This window comes from Acinetobacter sp. ANC_7503, assembly GCF_056780035.1.
On the sequence record NZ_JBWYJA010000015.1, the window covers coordinates 24,215 to 50,164 of the forward strand.

Below are 25,950 nucleotides of genomic sequence, written 5' to 3' on the forward strand. Positions count from 1 at the left end.
TGAAAGCATCAAATTTGATTATTCACATCATCATGTTTCGTTTCGCGAATCATGAGGAAAGCAATCAGCGAAAGGATTGATGCAGCCGTCAAATAATAGCCTACTGCAGACAAACCATATTCAGTTGCCAATTTCGTTGCAATCAAAGGTGCGAAAGATGCACCAAAAATACCAGCAAGGTTAAATGTTAACGCCGAACCAGTATAACGCACCGATGTCGGGAAGATTTCTGAAAGTACTGTACCGATTGGACCATAGGTTAAGCCCATAATCGCAAGACCAATACATAAGAATAAGAACACAATCAGTGTGCTTCCTGACTCCAACATGTCCGCAAAGAAAATACCAAAAATAGCAGAAATTACACACACCGCGATCGAAGTGGTTTTACGACCGAACTTTTCCGCAAAAATTGCAGAAAGGGGAATAAATGCTGCAAAACAAAGCGTTGCAACCAACTGAAGTTGTAGGAACTCTTCACGAGAGTAACCTAATTGTTTTGTACCCCATTGCAAAGCAAATACAGTGGTTAAGTAAAAAACTACGAAAGTACAAATGGCTGCAATCGTTCCGAGTACAAGCATTTTTGAATGCTTTTTAAAAACTTGTACAAAAGGAACATTCACTTCTTTTTGTTTATCAAGCACGTTTTGGAATGCTGGCGTTTCATGCAACTTTAAGCGAATCCACAAGCCTACAATCACCAATAAGGCACTTGAAATAAATGGAATACGCCATCCCCATGACATGAATGCTTCTTCACTCATGAATGCCCCAAGCGTAAGGAAAGAGCCTGTGGCAAGGATGAAGCCGATAGGTGCACCAAGTTGAGGGAACATACCGTACCAAGCACGTTTGCCTTCTGGCGCATTTTCAGTTGCGAGTAGAACTGCACCTGACCATTCGCCACCTAAACCTAAGCCCTGACCTAATCGGCACAAAGCTAAAAGTAAGGGTGCCACAATGCCAATTTGCGCATAGGTTGGAAGTAAACCAATCGCAACGGTAGAAAGCCCCATGGTTAGCAAGGCTGCCACTAAGGTTGCTTTACGACCGATTCGATCTCCCAAATGACCGAATAGTGCGGCGCCGATAGGACGTGCGATGAATGCGATTGCAAAAGTTGCTAATGATTGAATCGTTGCTGTCATAGGATCTGTGCTTGTTGGAAAGAACAAGTAGGGGAAAATTATGACCGCAGCTGTTGCGTAAATATAAAAATCGAAGAACTCGATGGTTGTACCAACGAGGCTTGCAGTTAATACCCGAGTTTTAGAGTTTGCGGGCTGAGCTTGTTGTGATGCTGTATTAGACGCCATGAGAGACCTTACACTTACTAAAAATAAAAAACTTAGATTTAATAGCGTAATCTTTTTAAAAAAGGCGTAATTTCTTAAAAAAATACGAAATACCAGCTTGCTCTACGGTGTTAGGGTTGCTAGACGATGTAGTTAAAGTGGTTATAGCACGTAAAGATAAATAGACAGGAAATGTGATCCTGCACCTATCAATACAAAAATATGCCAGATAGCGTGAGTGTATCTTACCTTTTTTAAAGCATAAAACAATGCGCCTATGGTGTAAGCAAGGCCACCAATTATAAGTAAGGTTAAACTTTGATCAGATAAATATGTGCGCATATCATCGATCACAAGTAATGCTAACCATCCCATTGCGAGATAGGCAAAAAGCGATATTTTTTGAAAATGGTGAATAAATACCAATTTGAATAAAGTGCCAATCGCCGCAATTACCCAAAGCGCAATTAATAAATAGTGAGCTTTTTGCGTTGGTAAAGCTATAGATAAAAACGGTGTATATGTTCCTGCGATGAGATAATAAATAGCCGTATGGTCCAATTTTTTAAACCAACCCCGACGCTCAGGTGTTTCCGCAAAATGATAAAGACTAGACGCCGTAAAGAGTAGGACTAAACTAAGTCCATAGACCCAAAGCCCGATCCATTGTGCTAAAGGATAAGCGGCACCTTTTATAATCAATAAAATGGCACCTATTACGGCCAGGACAGCACCAATGGCATGACTGATGAAATTAATTTTTTCTTCTAATGGATCATACGAAGCAGGAGATGCTTTCATTGTTCACTTACACATTTAATTATACATCTGTATCGTAATTGAATTTTGCTTTTCGCGTAAGACGCATTAAAATTTAATAGCATTTCTTTTTTTGGCACTGTTTATGACCGTTTCGGCATCTTCCACCCCGCAAGAGCAACAATTTCTTGAAGCATTTCATCAAGCATTAGCTTCTCAGCGTTTTGATCGTATGATTCTGAGTCAATATCAGGGCGAGATAGAAGCTTTAGAGAAGATGACTTTACGCATGATTCGATTACAAGATGAATGGATGCTGAATGTTCTGTATCGCTTTAAAGCTCAAGATGTGACCAAAAATTTTCCAATTGATGAAGCTGATCCGTTGGTGAGTAAATTGGTCAGTGAATGCAAACAAGCCAATCTTTTTACATTGGACAGCGAGTTACAGCTCAAGAAAAATAAGAAAAAAGCGATCTTAACTCAAAGTAAAAAGGCTTCAGTCTCCAAGATCATTGAAAAATCACACGACCGTCAAAAACACCGTTTTGTTGAGCAAGAAAGTTATTTTCTTCAACCGTTGGGTATTACGGATCAAAAAGAACAAATTATTCCAAGCATGGCGCGTAAGTGGAAACAGATTAATAAATTTGTTGAGATTTGCTCAGGCGCATTAAACCAAATTCAAGTTGATCAGCAGCTCAACGTTGTCGATTTTGGCTCAGGTAAAGGTTATCTCACCTTTGCACTGTATGACTACTTACAAAAAAATGATTATAATCCTTATGTTACAGGTGTGGAACTGAACGAGAAAATGGTGCAATTCTGTCAAGATGTTGCCCGTAAATCAGATTTTAAGCATTTAGATTTTTTCCAAGGAGATGTACGAACTTACTCGCCTGAAAAACTCGATGTCATGATTGCGTTGCATGCCTGTGATGTAGCAACTGATTTTGCGATTCATACCGGTATTCGATTGAATGCGCAAATGATTATGTGCGCGCCGTGCTGCCACAAAGAGTTGAGACCTCAAATGCAAAGTCCCTCTGTATTAAAACCAATGTTGCAGTTTGGTATTCATGAGGGGCAACAAGCTGAAATGCTGACAGATACAATTCGAGCGCTATTGTTAAAAGCCTATGGTTACGAGACTAAAGTTTTTGAATTTGTGGCTTTGGAACATACTAGCAAAAATAAAATGATTTTAGCCACCAAGCGCAAAGATTTGAACGCACCAGATCAGCAAGTGTTAGATCAAATCATTGCATTAAAAAATATGTATGGTATTCAAAAGCACTCATTAGAGTTGCTTCTAAAAGGTGAGTGGGAGCAACAAAATATTGGTGAAAAGTGCTAACACCCCTTTGGGAATTAACATATGAGTACTGTCTTTGATGTTCAAGTAGGTTCATGGTCGCAATTAAAGTGCTACGCGATGCAGATACGAGAGCAAGTATTTATTCTGGAACAACTAATTTCACCTGAAGACGAATGGGATATGGAAGATGAGACATCGATTCATTTCGTTGTTTTCCATGAAGGTGAGGCAATCGCCACGGCTCGACTACTTCAAAACCATAGTATTGGAAGGGTAGCAGTCATAAAGGCTTATCGAGGAAAAGGTGTTGGGTTTGAGCTCATGAAATTTATAATTGAGTTTGCTCAAAGGGAAAAGCGACCAACCTTGAATCTTTCTGCTCAAGTTCATGCATTACCATTTTATCAACGTTTAGGGTTTGAGCCCCAAGGTAAGGAATACTTAGATTGTGGTATTCCTCATGTTTATATGACGATGCAGCTTGAATAAAAAAACGGAGCCAATGCTCCGTTTTTTCATCACAAATATCAATGACTATGTGAACCTGATTCACCATCATGTGTATGACTGTGTTCGCCCATTGCTGCGTGTTCATCTTCAGTCATATTGTGTTCAGTTGCACTAGCTTGAGCAGCTTTGTTGGCTTCTATTTTTGCTGCTGCTTCTTCAGACATCACAGGTGATGCTTTGAATGCATGATGTTCACTGGTTTCTGTTCGTTGTTTACTTGGCATATAGTCAGGTTCATTTTCAATGGCTATATAGAAAATCACCATAAATATAATACTTAAAATGATCGCGATAATTAGCGCTTTCCAACCCCAAGGAGATTTTTCTGGTGAAGAGTGATCAGTCATAATGCTATACCAAGTTGGGTAAAATGAATCTGAGAATATGTTACTTTATAACACAGAATAGAAATATAGAAATGTTCACAACAAAATATTGTTGTATTTATAAGCATATTTTAATGATCACTATGTAAAAGCTGAAATGTTCGAATAGATCAGGCTTAGTGATATAAATGCCATAATTGATGCTAATAATTTCATAATGATATCCATTTTTCTTTGAGAACATAAATATTTCATAATGATGATAGCCAAAGAAATATACAGTCCTCCAATCAAAACTAAGACGAACATCGTCGCGACATATACACTAAAGATCTGCTCTAAGCTGAACATGGTATTAGCGGAAAGAAATGGGGGTAATAGTGCAATGTAAAACGTCATCGTTTTAGGATTGCTCATTGTGACAAGTAGGCCTTGTCCATAGGAGGTTTTGTAAATTTTTTTATTTGTTGGTGAAAAATTGAAATGATTTTGGTTCATTTCACGGATATTGGATGCCCAAATTTGTATTGCTATGTATAGTAAATAAAATGCACCAATCATGATAATGATCTGAATAATTTTAGGATCTATAAATTGGTGAAGAAATTTAATAAAGATAAGAGATAAGGTTAAATATAAGAAATCACCTGTGATTAATCCAAATAGAGTAAACCAGCCATGCATTTTGGTATTTTTAATTGTATTAATTAGAATTGTGATCATACCTGGCCCGGGTACAGCGGCAGCAATAGTCAGAGCTAAAAGATAAGTGCAAAAGTTTTGTTCTACAAACATGGATATCTTGTTTTTTGTGAAGGTAAGAACATTTTCAATCAAATACAAAGCACAAAGTGATCGTTTTCGTTTGCCTTTTCTATTGATTGAGGTATATCCTTTCTATAAATAAAATAAAAAAGGTTAGAATTTTCATTATGAACTTTGATAGATTTGACAAAAAAATTTTAAGACTACTTCAACAAGATTCACGAGTGACCAATCAAATACTGGCGGAACAAGTCGGTATTTCTCCATCACCATGTTGGCGTCGTGTTAAACGATTAGAAGACAAAAAAATTATCAAAGGATATGGTGTTAACCTTGATAGAAGAAAAATTAATTTGGGTGTAATGGTCTTTATACGAGTGTCAATTGATAGACATAGTGAAGTTGAAGCCAAAAAATTTGAAGAAAAGGTTCTAGAGTTAGATAACGTAGTCGCTTGTTATAGTATTGGCGGAGATGCAGATTTTTTGCTTCAAGTTGTGTCTCGAGATCTCGATACTTATGCAGATTTTGCTATGAAAACAATTAGAAGACTCCCTGGTATCAAGGAAATGCAGAGCATGTTTACGCTCAAAGAGATTAAGACTTTTAAGGGATTTCCAGTTACTTTAGATTGAAAAACCTCTCCGAAGAGAGGTTTTTAGTTTATATCAATCAAATCGACTGACCAGACTGAACTTTGTCCTTGAGGAGTTGAGGTGCTTTAAAACGCTCACCATACTTCGCTTCAAGCTGATTCGCGCGGTCAAGCGCTTGTGCGAGTCCATATTGATTGAGGAACTGTAAAGCGCCGCCAGTCCAAGGGGCGAATCCTATGCCAAAAATAGAACCGATATTTCCATCAATGACAGACTCTAAAACACCCTCTTCAAGACAACGTAAGGTATCTAAAGATTGCACAAACAAGAAGCGATCAATCATTTCTTGCTCAGAAATATCAGTCTCTTTCGTCCAATGGTTTAAACCATCCCAAAGGTATTTTTTACCACTTTCAGGATATTCATAAAAACCAGCACCAGCAGCTTTCCCTTTACGCCCAAACTCATGGATCATTTGCTTTAAAACATCTTCAGCAGGGGAGTATGGTAAATCTTTGCCTTCAGCCTGAAGCGCTTTACGCGTTTCGTTGGTCACATGCTCAGACAAGGTTAATGCGACTTCATCTTGGATTGCTAATGGACCGACTGGCATACCTGCTTTTAAAGCAGCCATTTCAATTTTGGCTGGATGTACTCCCTCAGCCAGTAAACGCAAACCTTCGTTGACAAAAGTACCAAATACGCGGCTGGTGAAGAAACCACGACTATCATTCACAACGATAGGTGTTTTTCCAATTTGTTGAACATAATCATAGGCTTTAGCTAGTGTCTCAGCTGAAGTCTCTTTACCTTTAATAATTTCAACCAACTGCATTTTATCAACAGGGCTAAAGAAATGCAGTCCAATAAAGTTTTTCGCATCTTTACTTGCTGTTGCAAGACCTGTGATCGGTAAGGTGGATGTATTAGAAGCCATCACACCGCCGTCAACTAAATATTGCTCAGCTTCTTGAGTTACTTTGGCTTTGAGTTCTTGATTTTCGAATACAGCTTCAATGATTAAATCACAGCCTTGTAGATCAGATGCATTCGCTGTAGGGGTAATGAGAGATAAAATTTGTTCGCGTTTTTCAGCAGTCATTCGACCTTGTGAAACACGTTTATCTAACAGTTTTTGACTATACGCCTTACCTTTTTCTGCATTTTCAATCGATACATCTTTAAGGACGACTTGAATCCCCTTAATCGCTGTCGAGTAGGCAATGCCAGCCCCCATCATTCCAGCGCCTAAAACACCTACTTTGGTCGCTTGCCATTTTGCAGGCTCTTTAGGGCGGCTTTCACCTGATTTGATTGCATTCAGTCCATGCCAGAAAGTACCAATCATGTTTTTCGCAACTTGACCAGTTGCCAGATACGTAAAATAGCGAGACTCAATAGTTAATGCAGTATCAACATCTACCTGAGCACCTTCAACGGCAGCAGACATAATGGCTTCAGGGGCTGGATAGCAACCTTTTGTTTTGTCACGCAACATTGCTGGTGCAATCGCAAGGACTTGAGCCACTTGAGGTGATGATGGCGTACCACCTGGAATTTTGTATCCTTTAACATCGAATGGTTGTTGAGATTTTGGATTTGCTTTAACCCAAGCAATCGCTTTATCCATGAGCTCTTGTTCAGAATCAGCCGTATCTTGAATTAAGCCTAGAGATTTTGCTTTTTCTACACCAAATTGTTTACCTTCCATTAAGAAAGGAAAAGCATTCTGCAAGCCGAGCAGTCGTACCATACGCACGATACCACCGCCACCTGGTAACAATCCTAAGGTAACTTCAGGTAGACCAAATTTCGCTTTAGGATCATTTAATGCAATACGAGCATGACAGCCTAGTGCGATTTCCCAACCACCACCGAGAGCTGTTCCATTTAATGCAGCAACAACAGGTACACCCAAGGTTTCAATATATCGGAATTCCGCTTTCATTTTTTGGATCATGCCAAAGAATTCAGAGGCGTGTTCTGGTTGAGCTTGAATCAACTCATCCAAATCACCGCCTGCAAAAAAGGTTTTCTTTGCAGATTTAAAAATGATACCTGTAATGCCAGATTCGGCTTTCAGTTTTGTTACCGTCTCTTCCAAAGCAACTCGGAAATCTGCATTCATGGTATTGGCAGACTGATTAGGTGAGTCTAAGGTGAGAATAACAATGCCATCAGCATTTTTTTCAAATTGAATTGCACTCATTATTCTTCTCCTTATACCAATTCAATGATCGTTGCGATACCCATACCACCACCTACACACAGTGTAGCCAAGCCACGTTTTTTACCTTGACGCTCAAGTTCATCGAGCAACGTACCTAAAATCATGGCACCTGTCGCACCGAGTGGATGACCCATTGCAATTGCACCACCATTTACATTGACTTTTGCAGGATCGACATTGAGTTCATTAATAAAGCGCATTACTACAGCCGCAAACGCCTCGTTCACTTCAAATAAATCGATATCATCAATGGTTAAGCCAGCTATTTTCAAAGCTTTGCGTGCCGCAGGTGCTGGACCAGTTAACATGATTGTTGGATCAGTTCCGACAAGCGCAGTTGCTAATACTTTGGCACGTGGTTTTAAGCCTTGTTCTTGAATCGCTTTTTCAGATGCAAGTAGAACAACAGCAGCGCCGTCTACAATGCCTGAAGAGTTTCCTGCATGGTGAACGTGATTAATCTTCTGAGCTTCTGGATATTTTTGTAATGCGACTGCATCAAATCCCATACCGCCCATCATTTCAAAGCTTGGATTTAATTTGGCTAAGCCTTCAACGGTAGTCGTTGGTTTGATGAACTCGTCTTTATCTAAAACGACAACGCCAGCTTTATCTTTTACTGGTACAACTGATTTATTGAAGTAACCATTCGCTTGAGCCGCTGCTGCTTTTTTTTGTGAATCTGCAGCAAAAGCATCTACATCAGCACGAGAGTAGCCATCTAAAGTTGCGATTAAATCAGCACCAATCCCTTGTGGAACAAAGGTAGATTTCAGGTTTGTTTCTGGATCGAGTGCCCATGGTCCACCATCGGAGCCCATTGGAATACGCGACATTGACTCTACACCACCTGCAACGACAACATCTTCCCAGCCTGAACGAACTTTCTGTGCAGCAAGATTGACAGCTTCTAGTCCTGAAGCACAAAAACGGTTGATTTGAACGCCTGCTACATCATCATTCCAGCCTGCTGCAATTGCAGCAGTTTTAGCGATATCACCGCCTTGATCACCAATTGGAGTTACACAACCCAGTACGATGTCATCGACTTTAGAAGTATCGAGTTGATGGCGAGTTTGAAGTTCATTTAACAGCGTTGTGAGTAATGTGATTGGTTTTACTTCATGTAAAGAACCATCTTTTTTTCCTTTTCCGCGTGGTGTGCGAATGGCATCAATGATGTAAGCCTCGCTCATAATAGTTCCTTTTTTATAGGTTGAAATTGTTATGGTGTTTTGAGTGTAGATGATCTATGTGATTGTGCAATGACGAGAACGGATGAGTCGTTTGATATTTTTGGTCACTGAAAAATTAAGTGTTTTAAATTGTGAAATGAAAGTTTTTGACGAATTAAAAAAAATTTGTATTGCGAATGCTTTGATTATAATTTTGCTCTATCAAATCTTTGGCGCTTGATATGGCAAGCTTTACACCATAAGAACCTTCATCATCTTTATCAACATACCAACCACCGTTAATTACAGCGGGCACTTTTTTATTGATAATCTGCCCTTTCAGCTTTTCAGCTTCTAATTTACTTAAATAGCCAACTGTTAATCCGTTGATTTCAACTTTGATTGCATTTGGATCGTATTGGTTAAATGGTTCTGACAGAACATGAGCAGTACATTCATGAAATTTAGATACAGCTTTTTTTTGACCAGCTATTTTAAGTAAATTTTTTTGATATGCATTTTCTCCGACAATATTATAAGTGTACTGTATATCAGCTTGAGGTCGAGAGTTGTGCGATTTTACACTGTAAAAATAAATTGCTATTCCAATCAAAATTGAGATTAAGATTGCAGTAAGTGTCATCTTATTATTCCTTTAAATATTACGAATATTTTAATTTCAACTTGAATATTTTTGTTAAATAAGCACTTAAATCCATATGTAAAAAAAAGCCTGAACAATGTCAGACTTTTTTATGTTTGAATAAATTAATGATAACCATGTAATTGACGATACAGTCCTGGTGTTACCCCTGTCCACTTTTTAAATGCTCGGTGGAAGGTACTGGTTTCACTAAAGCCGACTTGTTGTGCCACATCTTCTAAAGTTAAAGATGGGTTTAACAGTAAGTGAATTGCAGCGTCTCGACGTAAGGCATCTTTTACACCTTGATAGCTCTTACCTTCAGCAGCTAAGCGACGGCGAAGCGTCTGTGGTGATAAATAAAGCATGGCTGCAACATCATTTAATGTTGGCATTTCTTCACCAATTTGGCTCTTCAATACTTCACGAATACGTGATGTGAGCGAATTGGTATTTTTGAATTTCACCAACAGTTTCGCTGGAGCACCTTTTAGAAACTCTTCCAAGGTGTTTTCATCTTGGCGAATTGGAAGATCTAAGTAGTCTGCAGCAAATGTGATTTCAGTACGAGCTGAATCAAATTGGATTACTGGCGCAAAAAATAACGCATCATATTCATCTGCATGTTGTGGGCGTGGATATGAAAAATGTACACGCTCTAACGGGATACGACGCTCAATGAGCCACGATGCCAAACCATGCCAGATCATGAGCATACTTTCAGTAATGAAATGGTCAGGATCCATTGTTTTTGGAATGAGTGGAACTAAGCGTGCTTCATGCTTATCGCGCTCTAAAGTCACAGACCACTCATCACCAAATAACTTGTAGAACTGTGATGATAACTCAAGCGCATCACCTAAAGTTTTGGCATGTATGATCAATTGACACATGATCGCAAAGGTCCCTAAGCGACGTGGCTGGATATCAAAACCAACGTGTTCATCTTGGGTGACCATCCACAGCATTTTAACAAAGCGTGTGTACTGCTCAGGAGAAATACGTGCTTTAGGTTGGCGGAGTAGTTCAGCTTCAATGCCGACATGTGAAAGTAAAGTGTCAACATCCATCCCTAGACGTTTTACCCCAGTCAGGGCTGCATTCACAAAATGGATACTTATCGTATCGCGACTCATGTTAAATCCTTCAGTCTCTTTGATGTTCACTGCTACTTGACCTAAATGACACAAAAAATAATTTAATTGGCAATTATCACTAGAGTAATTGCTCTTTTACATCATAAATTGCCGAAATGATCAAGGTAAATGGCTGAACATGACATTGTTAATCTTGTTTTATATTTCTATTATGGGTGAAAAATCAACATATTCTTGGTGAAAATAACAATGACAGCTGCATTAAAGGGATTGAAAGTTTTAGATTTTTCCACATTATTACCCGGACCCTTTGCGACCTTGTACTTAGCAGATCTAGGGGCAGAGGTGGTCCATATAGAGTCACCAAATCGACCAGACCTTGTCAGAATGTTGCCACCTTATGCAAATGGTCAAGCCACGGCGCACAGTTATTTGAATCGTAACAAGCAGTCGATTGCCCTAGATTTAAAAGATAGTCAGAGTATTGAACTCATTAAATCAAAAATTTCAGAATACGATATCGTCATTGAGCAGTTCCGTCCTGAAGTGATGCGACGTTTAGGACTCGACTATCAAACTTTATCTGAAATAAACCCACGTCTGATTTATTGTTCAATAACAGGATATGGGCAAACAGGTCCTTATAAAGATAAAGCGGGACATGACATTAATTATGTTTCGCTTTCAGGGATTGCTGGACATTCAGGTCGACAGGAAAATGGACCACCACCAATGGGGATTCAAATTGCAGATGTCGCAGGCGGTTCTTTACACGCAGTGATCGGCATTTTAACAGCCGTGATCGAAAGGCAACGAAGTGGTTTAGGTCAATATATTGATATCTCTATGACGGATTGTGCGGTGACTTTAAACAATATGGCCGCGGCAGCTGTACTTGCAGGTGGGCAGAATCAGTACCCTGAAAATGAACATCTGAACGGGGGAACATTTTATGACTATTATCAAACGCAAGACGGGCGCTATATCTCAATTGGAAGTTTAGAACCTCAATTTATGACAGGTCTGGCAACTGTATTAGAACTGCCTATCTTATTGGAAAAAGGAACTTCATTTGATGTTGAAGATCGAAAAGCAGTCAAGACTGCCATCGCTGATAAAATCAAGGAAAAAAGTTTTGATGTATGGCGTAAAACATTTTCTGAATTAGACGTATGTGTAGAACCTGTGTTAAATCTAGACGAAGCTCTGACGTCAGATTTGGCTCAACAACGTGCTTGGACAGTGGATGTACCTCTAAGGAAAGATGCAAATGAGGTAGAAAAACAGTTGGCTTGCCCAATTAAATTTTCAAGATCCAAGGCACAGTATCATTATATCGGCCAAACGCTGGGTGAAGGGAACTGGTAGTCAAAGTATTGAATATATGAAAAAAAAGAACCGATCTGTATCGGTTCTTTAATCTATGTTTTCATACAGTAAATGAAATACTTTAGACTAAAGTCTATAATTGTCATGGAATGAAATTAGGCTGAGTCCCAATGGATTTAATTCAAGTAAATGGTCAACCGCGCTATGGGCGTTTTACAGAATTGCCAAGTGCAATTTCTGTCTCAAAATATATTTATAAAACGCCATATGGCAAAGTGCTCAAAGGATGGAGAAAAAAACTTAAATATAAGAAATTTAAGTTTTGTAGTATCCAACATGAGCATTACAGCATTGGGATGGCTATCGTCGATATCGCTTGGGCGGGACATGGTTTCATCTATATTTATGACCATAACACCGGACAAGTCGTCGAGTGGAATGCGATTAATGTATTGGCACGCAGTACGGTTCTAGATGAACAGCCACTATTTAATCATAGCCATTTTCAACATGGAAAAATCCAACTCGATATCCAACATGCCAATGGTGTTCGTTATATCAAAGTGATCAAACATGGTGAAGAAAAACTGTCTGCACGAATCTTTTGTGCTGGAACAGATCCTTTGTCGATGTGCAGTCCTACTGGTATAAATGGTTGGACCTATACTCAGAAACTAACTACATTGGCCGTTGAAGGGTATTTCATTAATAAACAAAAAGAAAAAATTGAATTTAACTCACGAACTTTTGCTTCGCTTGATGATACTTGCGGTTTTCTAAGACCTGAAACGGCTTGGTTTTGGCTATCTTCTAATTTTTGGGATGCGCAAGGAAACCGTGTGGGTTTGAATCTTGCCTCTGGCGTGAATGAAAGCTTTGGCAATGAAAACTGTTTGTGGATTAATGGGCGCCTTTATGCGTTGACGGATGTTCTTTTTGAAATGCAAAATGATCAGATGTGGACCATACGATCTATGGATGACAAATTACAATTGACCATTGAAACAGGCTGGCGCCGTTATGAAAATCTTAATCTTAGAATGGTAGGCAGCCAGTTCAGTCAGTGGCAATCTAAAATTACGGGTTTTATTATTTCAGATGATGGTCAGCATATTGAGCTTAATCAAGAGTATGGACTATTAGAGCAACATTACGCTAAATGGTAATGGCGTCATAACAACAAAAAAGTCCGATTGATCGGACTTTTTTACATTCTTTTTTATATCGCAGCTTGCCAAAAAGCTTCACCTGCTTGAAGTGGATCTTGAGTTTCAGCGAGCGTATCAACCCAAACTTGGTATTGATGAATAATAGGGTGTTGGTTTGGGTGGAAATCAGGTTTAAACCAGTCTAAATATTCTCGTTTTTTTGCCGTTAAAATGCCATCTTTTCCAAGCAACCATTTCAAGCCTTGAGCAAACATTTTTAACCTTTCAATTCGAGTAAAGCCATCTTGTTTGAGAAGTCCATGTGTTCTTTGCATGGTAAATCCAAACATCATAAGCGTAACTAAAACCAAGGCGGTATAACGTGTAAGGTTTGAAGTCTGCGCTACCTCGATCATGACATCATAAGCTACATCGCGATGTTCCATTTCTTCAATACTATGCCATGCAAATAAACCACGGACAAAAGGATGTGCATGGGCCATCGTACTTTTATGACTGAAAAAGGTCGTTGCCATTAAAGCGGTTAAGTGTTCGCATGAAGCGGTAATCGCAATATTAAAACGATCAGGATACCTTTTTAACGCATGTTTGAAACGTTGATTGACTTGATGAATATATTTTTCAATTGGCATACCTTGCTCAATTAAAATTTTATTCATTTTGTCATGGGCAATACCGTGTTGCGCTTCTTGTTGAATAAAGTCTTTCACACGTTTGGCTAAGACAGGATCTTTAATATGCGGTTGAAATAGTCGGACACACTGTATGAAATATCGTTCTCCATCTGGAAATGTCAAACTCAAAGCATCAAATACACGTGTTTTAAAAGGATCGTTGTTAAACCATAATCGTGGTACTTCGTTAAGTCGGAAATCAAGGTGCTTACGAATCACTGGATGGTATGTGGTAATTGCATTCATTTTATTTTTATCACTTATGCAGAAAGAACAAGTATGTAAAAAAATCACATTAAGGTCATTATCTCTACAGGACAAAAGAAGAGAGAAGGAGATTAAAACTGTAAGTAATGTCGGCTAAATCATCCGAATAAAAATGATTTAGCCAGTAATAGAAATACTATCGAGCTGCTTGCCAGAATGCTTCACCAGCTTGAATTGGATCATTGGTCTCGGCTAATGTTTTTACCCATACATCATATTGGGCAATCACAGGATGTTGGCTTGGATGGAAGTCTTTTTTAAACCAATCTAGGTATGGACCTTTCATTCTCGTTAACATGCCATTTCGACCGATAAACCATGGAAGTCCTTTGACGGTCATTTTGAAACGGTCTAAACGACTAAATCCGTCATACTTCAACATGATATTGGCACGATAAGTTGTAAATCCAAGCATCATGAAAGTTGTAAATGCCAAAGCAAATTGTCGAGTAAGTTCTGGAACATCACCGACTTGTTTCATGACATCAAAAGCCACATCACGATGCTCCATCTCTTCGATAGCATGCCATGCTAAAAGCGCGCGCACATAGGGGTGAGCATCTTCAAGGGTTGCTTTTTGACTATAAAAAGTATCAGCCATTAATGCAGTTAAGTGTTCGGCTGCAGCAGTCATGGCAATATTATATTGAGGTGAACGACGTGTCAGTTCGAATTTAAAAATTTTGTTAAGAACCTTAATAAATTGATCGACAGGCATACCTTGATCTTTCATGACCTGATTCATCTTGTCATGCGCAATTCCATGCTGTGCTTCTTGTCGAATAAAATCTGCGACGCGTTTTTGTAATTCAGGGTCTTTAATTTTATCTCTAAATAATCGAACTGATTCAATGAAGTAGCGCTCTCCGTCTGGGAAAGTTAGACTCAATGCATCAAACATACGGGTTTTGAATGGATCTCCACCAAACCAAAAACGAGGAATTTCTGAGAGCTTGAAATTGAGATTCGTGCGTACGACAGGATCAACCTGATATTTTACCAATGCGTTCATCTTATTTTCATTCATCCGCTTTAGATCGTTTAAGTATGTATGGCATTGGTCTGATTGTTTTGACAGTACTTGCCATTTTTTATACATTTTACGACAAATGAAAATGAATAAAGTCAATTTTGCCTAAAGGAATAGTGCATCGTGAAAGATATTCAAATACCCAATGGATATTTCCATTTATGGCAAACATTTATTCAAGTGAAACAGCTCGATAAAGAGATAAAGACTGCGTTAAATCAGGATGTTGATACGCTGAATAAAATTTTGGCAGCACCGATTGCCATGCAATCATCATATTCTTTTTTCTTAAAACTTAACTCTCTCACGCAGGTTTATTTGAATCGCGCCAATTATATTTTTGAAATGGCTCAATATGTGAAACCTGAGCATTTTGGTGTGCTTGGATATATGGCGACACGAAGTGAGACGGTGGCGGAAGCACTGAACTATATTTTAAGATTTAGCCGCTTGGTGATTGATGGTGAAGAGATTACACCCATGCAGATTCACCAGAACGGTGAAATACTGATTTTAAGCTGGCCGTTTATTTGTGATGACTATAATTTTATCAATGAGCTGACGAATGCCATGATGGTTTCATTGGCAAAGCAAATATTAGTGCATGATACCTTTCCACTGTATAAAGTGATCATGGCGCATGAAGCTATCGCACCATTGTATGAATATCAAAAGTTCTATGGTTGTCAGGTAGAGTTCAGCCAAGTTGAATATCAGTTTCAAATTCGCACTCAGGGGTTGCAGCTAAAACCCCAACAAGCAGATCCTTCACTTATGCAATTGTTGGTTCAACAAGCGGAAGAGGCGATTGCATCAAAACCCGTGCAATCGAGTCTTGATCGGCAACTCCACTTAATTATTGCTGAGTATTTGCGTATTCGTCACGAAGCGCCAAAGATTGAAGATATTGCGACAGAATTATGTTTGTCGGTGAGGACTTTGCAACGACAATTAAAAGATCGCGGAACATCATTTAAACGCATACTTGAGCAAGAGCGGATGTCACAATGTGAGCGCCTATTAAATCAGGGGCTAGAGTTAACGGATATCGCAGTGCAACTCGGTTACTCAGATCAGTCTGCGCTTGCTAGAGCATTTAAAATGTATAATGGAATAACGCTGTTGCAGTTTAAAAAACAACTTAAACAACGACCAACTCACCACCATAATCTAAGTTAGATTATGGAAATAAAAAAGGTAAGCATGTAGCTTACCTTTAAAGACTTCACTTTTATGCCAGTCTAAAATTGATTCATCTGTATTTTGGGATATCTAAAAGCAATGGAGAGTATAGCAATCACCGCTAAGATCCAGCAGTAATAAACGTTTTGGATCATTTCCATTGGCGATAATTTTGCAATTGAACATGCCAATAATAATTGTGCGCCAAACGGAATTAAGCCTTGAACAACACAAGAAAAAATATCCAACAAAGCAGCCGAGCGTTTTGGGTCAACACCATATTCTTTAGCAACTTCACGTGCCATATCGCCAGATAGAATAATGGCAACCGTATTATTTGCCACAAAGAAATTAGACAAGATTACCAGAAGGCAGATTCCGATTTCACCAGCTCTTTGCGTTCCCACTTTGAATAAACGCGTAAGTTGATAAATGCGTTGTATTAGCCACTCTAAGCCACCTTCTTTTCGCATAAGGGCAGAAATACCACCGAGTAACATTGAAAGCAATGCGACTTCAAACATGCCCAAAAAGCCATCGTAAATCGCAATATTTAATTTAAGTAGGTTAAAGTCGGGGGCTTGAATCAGACCGACGAGTCCAGACATAACAATGCCCAGCATAAGTACAGCCAACACATGTAATCGGGTAAAAGCCAAAGCAAATACAGCTAAATAAGGCAAAATCAGCCAAAAATTATAGTCATTGAAAGAAACTTGTTGCGTATCACGACTCATCACAAAATAAATCAAAATCGTGAAAAGTGCTGCTGGTACTGCAATCCATATATTGACTTTAAATTTATCTTTTAGTTCTACACGTTGACTACGAGTTGCGGCGATAGTGGTATCTGAAATCATTGACAAGTTATCACCAAACATGGCTCCTCCAACCACAGCACCAATCGCAACAACAGGATTTATATCGGTGACTTGAGTGAAGCCAAATGCGATCGGCGCACAAGCAGCGATAGTACCCATCGAGGTGCCCATCGCAGTAGCAATAAACGCTGAAATAACAAAGAGCATTGGCAGGACAAAAGCCGAAGGAATGAGAGATAAACCTAATTGTACTGTTGCATCAACACTACCAATGGCACTACTAATACTGGCAAAAGCACCTGCCAGCATAAAGACCATAAACATTAAAATAAGATTAGGATGGCTTGCCCCACGGAGAAACTCATCTATACCTGTATTTAATTTGCCACGATAAAGTAATACCGCAAGAATGAGGGCAGGGATAGCAGCAATGGGTGCTTTAATTTGGTAGAAGGCAAACTCAGTGCCAATCAGAGTGTGATAAATACCGCTGCCCAAAAAAATGGCTAAAAACACAATAAGCGGTAGAAGGGCAAGCGCTCGCGAAGAAGCTTTGCCTGGGGAGATTGTGGTCATAACATAAGAAATAAAAGAGTAAGCATGTATAGTATAGAACAGCTTTGGCTAATTCAGAAAAGTTAAAATGTAAGTGCTAAGCTATTTGTTTTTAAACATTTTTAATCAATAAACATAAGTTCATATAAATATTCATGATTTAGAAAAAACAGAAAAAATCGAGCTTTTTGATCATTGTTAAAAAAATCAAAACATTGATAAATATGCACTTGGAATACTTAACTGAAAAGAGTGTTTGGTGCTTTTCATCACACTCTGTTCAATGAGTAAAAAATAGCGTTACAATGGGCCGTCTTGTATTTTACAAAACCAACTCCTCAATTCTATACAATTCAAGGAAAGTACATCCCTATGTCACGTTTAGCCACACGATTTGCACAGCTTAAATCTCAACAGCGTAAGGCTCTAGTTTCTTATGTCATGGCAGGTGACCCTCATCCACACGTAACGGTTCCTTTGTTACATCAAATGGTGGAAGCAGGTGTGGATGTAATTGAACTTGGCTTACCATTTTCAGATCCAATGGCCGATGGTCCAGTGATTGCACTTGCGGCTGAGCGTGCATTGGCAGCCGGTACAAATACATTGGATGCATTGGAAATGGTCAAGCAATTCCGTGAAAAAGACACAGATACACCAGTGGTGTTGATGGGTTATTTGAATCCTGTAGAAGTCATTGGATATGAAAAATTTGTATCAACTGCTCATGACTGTGGTGTGGACGGTATTCTGTTGGTGGACTTACCACCTGAAGAAGCACAAGCGCTCGATGTTGTCTTGAAAAAGTTTGATATGGATCAGATCTTCTTGTTGGCGCCAACATCTACAGATCAACGTATTCAACATGTCGCTAATCAAGCGAGTGGTTTTATTTATTACGTGTCTTTGAAGGGTGTAACAGGTGCAGCGACTTTAGATGTGAATGAAGCTGCTCAACGCATCGAAAAAATCAAGTCGATGACGGATGTACCTGTTGGTGTAGGTTTTGGTATTAGTGATGCAGCCTCTGCAAAAGCAATCGGAAGCGCAGCGGATGCGGTCATTGTTGGTAGTGCTTTTGTTAAACCATTTGCACAGACAACTCCTGATCAAGCAGTTGAACAGGCGGTCAATAAAGTCAAGGAGCTTCGAGCAGCGCTCGATGAGTTAGTATGAATCAAGAAGTTAAATCAGGGAAAACTTTAGCACCTGCAACACCTTGGACAGATCGTTCAGTACCAGGTATTCAAATCCCTGATCAACAGCAATCGTTAAAAGCGACGTTTACTGAGCCTACGATTGAATGTCCAGAATGTCATGCTCTGGTGACTCGTACGGCGATGTCTTTCAATGCTTATGTTTGTCCTCAATGTGATGAGCATTTAAAAATGAAAGCACGTGACCGCTTAAATTGGTTCTTTGATCAAACCGCAAAAGAATTAGGTCAAGAGTTTGTTGCAAAAGACCCACTCAAGTTTGTGGATAGTAAAGCTTATCCTGTGCGTATGAAAGAAGCACAAGAGAAAACTGGCGAAACTGAAGCACTCGTGGTGATGGAAGGACAAATCAAAGGTTTATCATTAATCGCTTGTGCATTTGAATTTGATTTCATGGGCGGTTCGATGGGAACTGTAGTTGGTGATCGATTTGTACAAGCAGCAGAGCGTGCGATTGAAACCAAACAGCCAATGATTTGTTTTGCTGCCTCTGGTGGTGCTCGTATGCAAGAAGGAATGTTATCTTTAATGCAAATGGCACGTACGTCAGCTGCGATTCAAAAAATGAAAGATGCTCGTATTCCGTACATTGTTGTATTAACTCATCCAGTATATGGTGGTGTGACCGCATCTTTAGCCATGTTGGGTGATGTGCATATTGCTGAGCCTAAAGCAATGATTGGTTTCGCTGGTAAACGTGTCATTGAACAGACTGTACGCGAAAAGTTAGAAGAGCCGTTTCAACGTGCTGAATTCTTGCTTGATCATGGTGTAGTCGATCAAATTGTTCATCGTCACGCATTACGTGATACAGTTTATCGTATCGTAGCGAAATTGATGAATTTGCCTTGAACCTCACTGCTCCACTCAGTACAGATAATTTACAAACATGGCTCGATTATTGGAGCCATGTTCACGTTACAGGAATTGATTTAGGGCTTGAACGCGTCATTCCTGTGGCTGAAAAATTGGGCGTTACACACCCGCAAGCGAAAGTCATTACTGTCGCTGGTACGAATGGTAAGGGTTCAACAACCACAACCTTAGCTTCTATTCTGAATGCTCAAGGATATCAAGTCGGTTTGTATCAATCTCCGCATATCTATCGTTTCAATGAGCGTGTAAAACTCGCAGGTCAGGAAGTTTCAGATGAGCTTCTGATCGAAGCATTTGTTCAAGTTGATCAAGCACGACGTGAATGTGATTTAAGTTTATCTTTTTTTGAAGCAACAACCCTTGCAGCTTTTGTCATCTTCAAACAACAGAAATGTGATGTTTGGGTATTGGAAGTTGGACTTGGGGGACGTTTGGATGTTGTGAATGTCGTTAATCCAAATGTTGCGGTCATTACCAATATTGGATTGGATCACACAGATTGGCTGGGTGACACCATTGAAAAAATTGCTTTTGAGAAAGCGGGTATTATTCGTCCAGATATTCCAGTCATTTTTGGTGGGCAACAAATACTTCCAACATCAATTCAGGATAAAGTCATTGCATGTAATGCGACGCTGTCATGTCTAAATCAGGATTATTTTTATCAAGCAAATGGTGATGGTAAAACTTGGACATTTTCAAGTTCAGCACTGACCTTAAAATTACCATGTGGTCAGTTGGCCCTAGATAATGTTTCTACTGCCGTAGCTGCATTATTGGTCAGTGGATTGAAAATTTCTCAAACTGCACTAGAGCAGGGCATTATTCAAGCACATTTACCAGGTCGATTTGAAATAAGGGAAATCGCAGGAAAAACAGTGATTTTCGATGCGGGACATAATCCGCATGGTGTAGAATTTTTGTTAAAGCAATTGCGAAATTATTTAGAATACAATAAACAGTACACAGAAGTTATCGCTGTGTTTTCGATGTTAGCGGATAAAGATATAGATTCAGTCGTTAATTTATTGAAAAACACGGTATTTATGTGGAAAATTGCGCCGATGGATGTGCCTCGTGCAGCACCATTAAAACAATTAAAGTCAGCGCTTCAAGGTGAGACAGTACAACAGTATTCAAATGTACAGGTCGCATTTAAATCAGCACTTGAAGAAACAAAAAATAATCAGCTGATTTTGGTGTGTGGTTCGTTTCATACCTTAGAAGCGGTCTGGGAGTATTTAGAGAATGTCAATGAATAACAAACAACGCTGGATGGGTGGTGTTGTTTTATTGGGTGGTGGTGTTTTATTGGCAGCATTACTTCTAAAAGGCAAAGAAGAGATCCACCAAAATAATGTTGAACAACCGGTTGAAGCTGTTCAACAAAAAAAGAATGAACCTGAAGCAGTACAACTTCAACCTCTCACAGTTGATGTGGAAACTGAAAAGCGTTTACTTGAAGAGCAACGACGTGCTCGTGAGAAAGCTGTGGCAGAGCAAGAGGCGCGTGCTGCTGAATATTTAAGAATGCAACAAGAGGCCGAAGCTGAAGCCGCACGTCGCGCTGCTGAAGAATATGCTGCAATGAATGCTCGTCGAAACGCTGCTCAGCAAAGTTCAGACAATATTCCTCCTGAATTGGTTGAGGATGAAGCTGAAAAGAAAAAGCGTTTGGCTGAAGAAAATCGCATAGCTGAACAGAAGCGTTTAGCTGAGCAAAAAGAACAACAGGCGAAATCCTCAGAAGAACAAAAGCGTAAAGCCGAAGCAGAAAAACGTGCAGCTGAAAAGAAAGCAGCAGAGCAAAAAGCTGCTGAGGAAAAACGTAAAGCAGAAGAAGCGAAGAAGAAAGCTGAAGCTGATAAAAAAGCTGCAGAAGAGAAAAAACGCAAAGCTGCTGAAGAAGCGAAGAAAAAAGCTGAGGCAGAAAAAGCTCGTGATCTGCTGGAAAATGGAGATCGTCAATGGATGGTTCAAGTGGCATTGGCTGCGAATGAGGCGAATGCAGATGCGCTTGCGGCTAAGCTTCGTGCCAAAGGATATAAGGTAACGAAGAGTCCAACGTCGAAAGGTATTCGAATTATGGTTGGTCCATCTAAAGATCGTGATTCGGCAGATGCGTTACGTAAGAAAATTAACAGTGATGCAAGTTTAAATATGAAATCAGCATGGGTGATTGATTGGGTACCACTGGATAAGCGTCAGTAGTTTCTTGCTTTGTTTTAGAAAAAAGGATTCAAACTATAATTTGAATCCTTTTTTAAATTAATAGGTTAAAGAATATAAGCCATAATCAAAAAAAAGCCTATCTGAGGATAGGCTGAACGCTGAAACTTGATGGCTCGTCAAAATTAATCAAGATCAGGTTGAGGTGTTAAACGTAGATAAGGTGTCACTGCCTTGTACCCTTTAGGGAAGCGTTGTTGAATTTCATTTTCGTCTTTAATAGAGGGAACAATCACAACATCTTCACCATGCTGCCAGTTTGCAGGGGTTGCCACTTTATAGTTATCTGTTAACTGTAATGAATCTATAACACGTAAAATTTCATGGAAGTTGCGACCAGTTGACGCTGGATAAGTAATAATCAAGCGTACTTTTTTATTTGGATCAATGATAACAAGAGATCGGACGGTTAGGGTCTCGCTGGCATTGGGATGGATGAAATCATATAAAGTCGAAACTTTACGATCCTGATCAGCAATGATTGGGAAATTTACCGTGGTAGACTGAGTTTCATTGATATCTTTAATCCAACCATGATGTGATTCAACATCATCTACAGAGAGAGCAATCGCTTTAACATTACGTTTTTCAAACTCGTTTTTTAGCTTTGCTGTAAAACCTAATTCCGTCGTACATACGGGAGTGTAGTCGGCAGGGTGTGAAAATAAAACTCCCCAATGATCTCCTAGAAAATCATAAAAATTAATTACTCCTTCACTTGATTGCTGTTCAAAGTCTGGAGCGGTGTCACCTAAACGTAATGCCATATAAACCTCTATTTTTATCAAAACCTTAATGTGCTGAAATTAATATGGCGGAAACTCTTTATAATTAAAAATAGTGTTTTTTTATTTAGTTATGAGAAAAACAGATTTATTTGAATGTCTGAAGGCAAATAAACGTTCATAAATTTGAATTTGAACGATATATATTTCTGATCAAATTTGCTACATTAACTCGCCGTTGCTCATGCGTCATGGAAAATAATCCAGAAATTTTTTGATTGCATTTGTTTAAAACCCTTGTACTTCAAATTTCTAGCACCATAATAACGTTTGAGAAAAATCATTTTGATAAGTAAGTTTTAGAGAGTCTATATGTTGGCAAGTCTGATCGGAGGAATCTTCGGTACTAAAAACGAGCGCGAATTGAAGCGTATGCGTAAAATTGTCGAGAAGATCAATGCGCTCGAGCCGACGATATCTGTGTTAAGTGATGCAGACTTATCTGCAAAAACAGAAGAATTCAAACAACGTTATAAAAACGGCGAAAGTCTTGATCGCTTGTTACCAGAAGCTTTCGCAGTATGTCGTGAAGCTGGTAAGCGTATTATGGGTATGCGTCATTATGACGTACAGTTGATTGGTGGTATTACCCTACATGAAGGTAAAATTGCAGAAATGCGTACAGGTGAAGGTAAAACCCTAATGGGTACTTTGGCTGTATATTTAAATGCAATTAGTGAACAAGGTGTTCACGTTATTACTGTCAATGATTATCTGGCGCAACGTGATGCTGAGTTAAACCGTCCACTTTATGAATTTTTGGGATTATCTGTTGGGGTGATCTACTCCATGCAGAATCCTGTCGAAAAAGCAGAAGCTTATCGAGCAGACATTACCTACGGTACAAACAACGAATTTGGTTTCGACTATCTTCGCGACAATATGGTGTTCTCGTTAGCCGAGAAAAAACAACGTGGTCTTGCCTATGCGATTATCGATGAGGTTGACTCAATCTTAATTGACGAAGCACGTACTCCACTTATTATTTCGGGTCAAAGCGAAGATTCCTCACAACTTTACGCGGCAATGAATGCGATTCCGCCAAAGTTACATGCTCAAAAAGAAGAAAAAGTTGCAGATGGTGGGCACTTCTGGATCGATGAAAAGCAACGTTCAGTCGAAATTACAGAAGCTGGTTTTGAAGCCATTGAAAGTGAACTTATTGCGATGGGTTTATTGGCAGAGGGTGAAAGTCTATATTCTGCAGCCAACTTAAATCTTGTTCATCATGTCACAGCTTCTATTCGTGCACATTACTTGTATCATCGTAACGTGCATTATATCGTCCATGACGGTGAAGTGATTATTGTCGATGAAAATACAGGTCGTACGATGCCTGGTCGTCGTTGGTCTGAAGGTTTGCATCAAGCGGTAGAAGCAAAAGAAGGTTTAGAGATTCAACCTGAAAACCAAACGCTTGCAACGACCACATTCCAAAACTATTTCCGTTTATACCGTAAACTTTCAGGTATGACAGGTACAGCAGATACTGAAGCTGCTGAAATGAAAGAAATTTATGGCTTAGATGTGGTGTTGATTCCAACCCATCGTCCAATGATTCGTAAAGATCTGAATGACTTAATTTATTTGAATCGTAATGGTAAATACAATGCGATTATTGAAGAAATTAAGAAAATTCATGAAGCTGGTGTTGCACCGATTTTGATTGGTACGGCAACAATTGAAGCTTCTGAAATCTTATCGGATAAACTGAAAGAAGCGGGTATCGCACACGAAGTACTGAATGCCAAACAGCATGAGCGTGAAGCGGATATTATTGCACAAGCTGGCTCTCCACGTGCCGTGACTATTGCGACCAACATGGCAGGGCGTGGTACGGATATCTTGCTCGGTGGTAACTGGAAAGCGAAACTGGCGAAAATTGAAAATCCAACTCCTGAAGATGAAGCACGTTTAAAAGCAGAATGGGAACAAAATAACCAACTGGTGCTGAATTCTGGTGGTTTACACATTATTGGTTCTGAACGTCATGAATCTCGTCGTATTGATAACCAATTACGTGGTCGTTCAGGTCGTCAAGGTGATCCAGGTGTTTCGCGTTTCTTCTTATCGTTAGAAGATGATTTGATGCGTATCTTTGCGGGTGATCGTGTCGTCGCAATGATGCGTGCAATGGGTCTGCAAGAAAATGAAGCCATTGAACATAAAATGGTGTCTCGTTCGATTGAAAACGCCCAACGTAAAGTTGAAGCGCGTAACTTCGATATTCGTAAGAACCTGTTGAAGTATGATGATGTAAATAACGAACAACGTAAAATTATTTACTCACAGCGTGATGAAATTCTGGCAGAAAGTACTTTGCAAGAATACATCGAGTCAATGCATGAAGAAGTGATGAAAGGGGTGATTGAAACGTATATCCCACCTGAATCAATTCATGATCAGTGGGATGTCCCAGGTCTTGAATCTGCATTACGCTCAGACTTTAATATTGATCTTCCTGTGCAGCAATGGTTGGATCAAGATCGTCGATTAGATGAAGAAGCATTAGCACGTCGTATTACTGATGAGGTTTTACAACGCTATCGTGCGCGTCGTGAACAAATGGGTGCTGAATCTGCAGCAGTGTTAGAACGAAACTTTATGTTAAGTTCTTTAGATCGCCACTGGAAAGATCATTTAGCAGCGATGGATTATTTACGTCAAGGTATTCATTTACGCGGTTATGCGCAAAAGAATCCTGAGCAGGAATATAAGAAAGAAGCATTCAATCTGTTTGTAAATATGTTAGCTGTCATTAAGTCTGATGTTGTGACAGATCTTTCATTAGTACGTTTACCAACGCCTGAAGAGCTGGCAGAAATGGAAGCACAGCAGCAAGCTCAAGCTGAAGCGATGCAACTTTCACTTTCTCATGCTGAAGTTGATGGTTTAACAGGTGAGCAAACAGTTAATACTCAAGAATTGGATCAGAATGAAGTTGAGATTACGCCACCTCAAAGCCGTAATGCACCTTGTCCATGTGGTTCTGGTTTAAAATACAAGCAGTGTCACGGTAAAATCTAAATTTCATGAAGCAGAACTTAGGTTCTGCTTTTTTTATTTTATTATAGTGCTTGGTCAGTTCATGTGAATAAG

The 25,950-nt window shown here is 39.3% G+C and carries 23 protein-coding genes; 11 read left to right on the forward strand and 12 right to left on the reverse strand.

The genetic code is table 11. The annotated features are described in order from the left end of the window. Positions 1-8: 8 nt before the first annotated feature. Complete coding sequence (locus AC1M9M_RS13745) at positions 9-1,319, reverse strand: MFS transporter (protein WP_035267948.1); 1,311 nt, start codon at positions 1,317-1,319, stop codon at positions 9-11. Between the two features lie 141 nt (positions 1,320-1,460). Further along, entirely contained in the window at positions 1,461-2,099 is a 639-nt protein-coding gene (trhA, locus tag AC1M9M_RS13750) for a PAQR family membrane homeostasis protein TrhA (protein ID WP_481596618.1), read from the reverse strand. A 103-nt stretch (positions 2,100-2,202) separates the two neighbouring features. On the opposite strand from trhA, the gene AC1M9M_RS13755 reads away from it, so the two are divergent. Together AC1M9M_RS13755 and AC1M9M_RS13760 are read left to right on the forward strand one after the other, a co-directional pair. Further along, a complete protein-coding gene (locus tag AC1M9M_RS13755) occupies positions 2,203-3,414 on the forward strand; it encodes a class I SAM-dependent methyltransferase (RefSeq protein WP_481596619.1) in 1,212 nt (403 codons plus the stop codon). Positions 3,415-3,435: 21 nt separating this feature from the next. Continuing rightward, complete coding sequence (locus AC1M9M_RS13760) at positions 3,436-3,864, forward strand: GNAT family N-acetyltransferase (RefSeq protein WP_481596620.1); 429 nt, start codon at positions 3,436-3,438, stop codon at positions 3,862-3,864. Positions 3,865-3,902: 38 nt separating this feature from the next. On the opposite strand, the gene AC1M9M_RS13765 is transcribed toward AC1M9M_RS13760, so the two are convergent. Then, positions 3,903-4,232, reverse strand: coding sequence for a hypothetical protein (locus AC1M9M_RS13765; RefSeq protein ID WP_481592331.1), 330 nt, complete (start codon positions 4,230-4,232; stop codon positions 3,903-3,905). A gap of 120 nt (positions 4,233-4,352) precedes the next feature. After that, a complete protein-coding gene (locus AC1M9M_RS13770) occupies positions 4,353-5,006 on the reverse strand; it encodes a LysE family translocator (protein WP_481596621.1) in 654 nt (217 codons plus the stop codon). A 137-nt stretch (positions 5,007-5,143) separates the two neighbouring features. On the opposite strand from AC1M9M_RS13770, the gene AC1M9M_RS13775 reads away from it, so the two are divergent. Further along, positions 5,144-5,611 carry an Lrp/AsnC family transcriptional regulator gene (locus tag AC1M9M_RS13775; RefSeq protein WP_481596622.1) on the forward strand — a complete coding sequence of 156 codons (468 nt, stop codon included), beginning with the start codon at positions 5,144-5,146 and terminating at the stop codon, positions 5,609-5,611. A 37-nt stretch (positions 5,612-5,648) separates the two neighbouring features. Here AC1M9M_RS13775 and AC1M9M_RS13780 read toward each other — a convergent pair whose 3' ends face one another. From AC1M9M_RS13780 to AC1M9M_RS13795, 4 genes are all read right to left on the reverse strand, one after another. Next, positions 5,649-7,781 (reverse strand): 3-hydroxyacyl-CoA dehydrogenase NAD-binding domain-containing protein, encoded by a 2,133-nt coding sequence (locus tag AC1M9M_RS13780; RefSeq protein WP_481596623.1) that lies wholly within the window; start codon positions 7,779-7,781, stop codon positions 5,649-5,651. A gap of 11 nt (positions 7,782-7,792) precedes the next feature. Then, a complete protein-coding gene (locus AC1M9M_RS13785; protein WP_481596624.1) occupies positions 7,793-8,998 on the reverse strand; it encodes an acetyl-CoA C-acetyltransferase in 1,206 nt (401 codons plus the stop codon). Between the two features lie 154 nt (positions 8,999-9,152). Beyond that, positions 9,153-9,620 carry a hypothetical protein gene (locus AC1M9M_RS13790; protein ID WP_481596625.1) on the reverse strand — a complete coding sequence of 156 codons (468 nt, stop codon included), beginning with the start codon at positions 9,618-9,620 and terminating at the stop codon, positions 9,153-9,155. 125 nt (positions 9,621-9,745) lie between these two features. Next, positions 9,746-10,756: an AraC family transcriptional regulator gene (locus tag AC1M9M_RS13795; protein ID WP_092768523.1), complete on the reverse strand. Its 1,011-nt coding sequence runs from the start codon at positions 10,754-10,756 to the stop codon at positions 9,746-9,748. A gap of 210 nt (positions 10,757-10,966) precedes the next feature. Between AC1M9M_RS13795 and AC1M9M_RS13800 the strand changes: the two genes are divergently transcribed. Beyond that, positions 10,967-12,085, forward strand: coding sequence for a CaiB/BaiF CoA transferase family protein (locus AC1M9M_RS13800; protein ID WP_481592334.1), 1,119 nt, complete (start codon positions 10,967-10,969; stop codon positions 12,083-12,085). A gap of 131 nt (positions 12,086-12,216) precedes the next feature. Further along, a complete protein-coding gene (locus tag AC1M9M_RS13805; protein ID WP_481589542.1) occupies positions 12,217-13,212 on the forward strand; it encodes a DUF2804 domain-containing protein in 996 nt (331 codons plus the stop codon). Positions 13,213-13,265: 53 nt separating this feature from the next. On the opposite strand, the gene AC1M9M_RS13810 is transcribed toward AC1M9M_RS13805, so the two are convergent. Then, positions 13,266-14,135: a metal-dependent hydrolase gene (locus AC1M9M_RS13810; RefSeq protein ID WP_481596626.1), complete on the reverse strand. Its 870-nt coding sequence runs from the start codon at positions 14,133-14,135 to the stop codon at positions 13,266-13,268. A gap of 157 nt (positions 14,136-14,292) precedes the next feature. After that, on the reverse strand, positions 14,293-15,168 hold the full coding sequence (locus tag AC1M9M_RS13815) for a metal-dependent hydrolase (protein ID WP_035267930.1): 876 nt from the start codon (positions 15,166-15,168) through the stop codon (positions 14,293-14,295). Positions 15,169-15,309: 141 nt separating this feature from the next. On the opposite strand from AC1M9M_RS13815, the gene AC1M9M_RS13820 reads away from it, so the two are divergent. Further along, entirely contained in the window at positions 15,310-16,365 is a 1,056-nt protein-coding gene (locus tag AC1M9M_RS13820; protein WP_481590896.1) for an AraC family transcriptional regulator, read from the forward strand. A 62-nt stretch (positions 16,366-16,427) separates the two neighbouring features. Here the strand turns inward: AC1M9M_RS13820 and AC1M9M_RS13825 are convergent, their stop codons facing one another. Next, positions 16,428-17,765, reverse strand: a complete 1,338-nt coding sequence (locus AC1M9M_RS13825; RefSeq protein ID WP_481596627.1) for a Na+/H+ antiporter NhaC family protein — start codon at positions 17,763-17,765, stop codon at positions 16,428-16,430. A gap of 351 nt (positions 17,766-18,116) precedes the next feature. On the opposite strand from AC1M9M_RS13825, the gene trpA reads away from it, so the two are divergent. From trpA to AC1M9M_RS13845, 4 genes are read left to right on the forward strand one after another with little or no spacing between them, the layout of a single operon-like run. Next, positions 18,117-18,920 carry a tryptophan synthase subunit alpha gene (gene trpA, locus AC1M9M_RS13830; RefSeq protein WP_035267926.1) on the forward strand — a complete coding sequence of 268 codons (804 nt, stop codon included), beginning with the start codon at positions 18,117-18,119 and terminating at the stop codon, positions 18,918-18,920. Continuing rightward, positions 18,917-19,813: an acetyl-CoA carboxylase, carboxyltransferase subunit beta gene (accD, locus tag AC1M9M_RS13835; protein ID WP_035267924.1), complete on the forward strand. Its 897-nt coding sequence runs from the start codon at positions 18,917-18,919 to the stop codon at positions 19,811-19,813. The genes trpA and accD overlap by 4 nt, the downstream gene beginning before the upstream one ends. After that, complete coding sequence (gene folC / locus AC1M9M_RS13840) at positions 19,810-21,099, forward strand: bifunctional tetrahydrofolate synthase/dihydrofolate synthase (RefSeq protein ID WP_481592338.1); 1,290 nt, start codon at positions 19,810-19,812, stop codon at positions 21,097-21,099. The genes accD and folC overlap by 4 nt, the downstream gene beginning before the upstream one ends. Continuing rightward, positions 21,086-22,048 carry an SPOR domain-containing protein gene (locus tag AC1M9M_RS13845; protein WP_481596628.1) on the forward strand — a complete coding sequence of 321 codons (963 nt, stop codon included), beginning with the start codon at positions 21,086-21,088 and terminating at the stop codon, positions 22,046-22,048. Before folC ends, AC1M9M_RS13845 begins: the two co-directional genes overlap by 14 nt. Positions 22,049-22,191: 143 nt before the next feature. Here the strand turns inward: AC1M9M_RS13845 and AC1M9M_RS13850 are convergent, their stop codons facing one another. Further along, on the reverse strand, positions 22,192-22,833 hold the full coding sequence (locus AC1M9M_RS13850; protein ID WP_481596629.1) for a peroxiredoxin: 642 nt from the start codon (positions 22,831-22,833) through the stop codon (positions 22,192-22,194). A 330-nt stretch (positions 22,834-23,163) separates the two neighbouring features. On the opposite strand from AC1M9M_RS13850, the gene secA reads away from it, so the two are divergent. Further along, complete coding sequence (gene secA / locus AC1M9M_RS13855) at positions 23,164-25,878, forward strand: preprotein translocase subunit SecA (protein ID WP_092768537.1); 2,715 nt, start codon at positions 23,164-23,166, stop codon at positions 25,876-25,878. The last annotated feature ends 72 nt before the right edge of the window (positions 25,879-25,950 follow it).

Bases quoted from the DNA above. Each gene is read 5' to 3' on its own strand.
- AC1M9M_RS13795 (WP_092768523.1), bottom strand. From the start codon at position 10,756: ATGAGTCGCGATACGATAAGTATCCATTTTGTGAATGCAGCCCTGACT.
- secA (WP_092768537.1), top strand. From the start codon at position 23,164: ATGTTGGCAAGTCTGATCGGAGGAATCTTCGGTACTAAAAACGAGCGC.
- AC1M9M_RS13825 (WP_481596627.1), bottom strand. From the start codon at position 17,765: ATGACCACAATCTCCCCAGGCAAAGCTTCTTCGCGAGCGCTTGCCCTT.
- AC1M9M_RS13805 (WP_481589542.1), top strand. From the start codon at position 12,217: ATGGATTTAATTCAAGTAAATGGTCAACCGCGCTATGGGCGTTTTACA.
- AC1M9M_RS13800 (WP_481592334.1), top strand. From the start codon at position 10,967: ATGACAGCTGCATTAAAGGGATTGAAAGTTTTAGATTTTTCCACATTA.
- AC1M9M_RS13780 (WP_481596623.1), bottom strand. From the start codon at position 7,781: ATGAGTGCAATTCAATTTGAAAAAAATGCTGATGGCATTGTTATTCTC.
- AC1M9M_RS13775 (WP_481596622.1), top strand. From the start codon at position 5,144: ATGAACTTTGATAGATTTGACAAAAAAATTTTAAGACTACTTCAACAA.
- AC1M9M_RS13755 (WP_481596619.1), top strand. From the start codon at position 2,203: ATGACCGTTTCGGCATCTTCCACCCCGCAAGAGCAACAATTTCTTGAA.
- trhA (WP_481596618.1), bottom strand. From the start codon at position 2,099: ATGAAAGCATCTCCTGCTTCGTATGATCCATTAGAAGAAAAAATTAAT.
- trpA (WP_035267926.1), top strand. From the start codon at position 18,117: ATGTCACGTTTAGCCACACGATTTGCACAGCTTAAATCTCAACAGCGT.
- AC1M9M_RS13810 (WP_481596626.1), bottom strand. From the start codon at position 14,135: ATGAATGCAATTACCACATACCATCCAGTGATTCGTAAGCACCTTGAT.
- AC1M9M_RS13790 (WP_481596625.1), bottom strand. From the start codon at position 9,620: ATGACACTTACTGCAATCTTAATCTCAATTTTGATTGGAATAGCAATT.
- AC1M9M_RS13785 (WP_481596624.1), bottom strand. From the start codon at position 8,998: ATGAGCGAGGCTTACATCATTGATGCCATTCGCACACCACGCGGAAAA.
- AC1M9M_RS13745 (WP_035267948.1), bottom strand. From the start codon at position 1,319: ATGGCGTCTAATACAGCATCACAACAAGCTCAGCCCGCAAACTCTAAA.
- AC1M9M_RS13770 (WP_481596621.1), bottom strand. From the start codon at position 5,006: ATGTTTGTAGAACAAAACTTTTGCACTTATCTTTTAGCTCTGACTATT.
- AC1M9M_RS13850 (WP_481596629.1), bottom strand. From the start codon at position 22,833: ATGGCATTACGTTTAGGTGACACCGCTCCAGACTTTGAACAGCAATCA.
- AC1M9M_RS13760 (WP_481596620.1), top strand. From the start codon at position 3,436: ATGAGTACTGTCTTTGATGTTCAAGTAGGTTCATGGTCGCAATTAAAG.
- AC1M9M_RS13845 (WP_481596628.1), top strand. From the start codon at position 21,086: ATGTCAATGAATAACAAACAACGCTGGATGGGTGGTGTTGTTTTATTG.
- AC1M9M_RS13815 (WP_035267930.1), bottom strand. From the start codon at position 15,168: ATGAACGCATTGGTAAAATATCAGGTTGATCCTGTCGTACGCACGAAT.
- AC1M9M_RS13765 (WP_481592331.1), bottom strand. From the start codon at position 4,232: ATGACTGATCACTCTTCACCAGAAAAATCTCCTTGGGGTTGGAAAGCG.
- accD (WP_035267924.1), top strand. From the start codon at position 18,917: ATGAATCAAGAAGTTAAATCAGGGAAAACTTTAGCACCTGCAACACCT.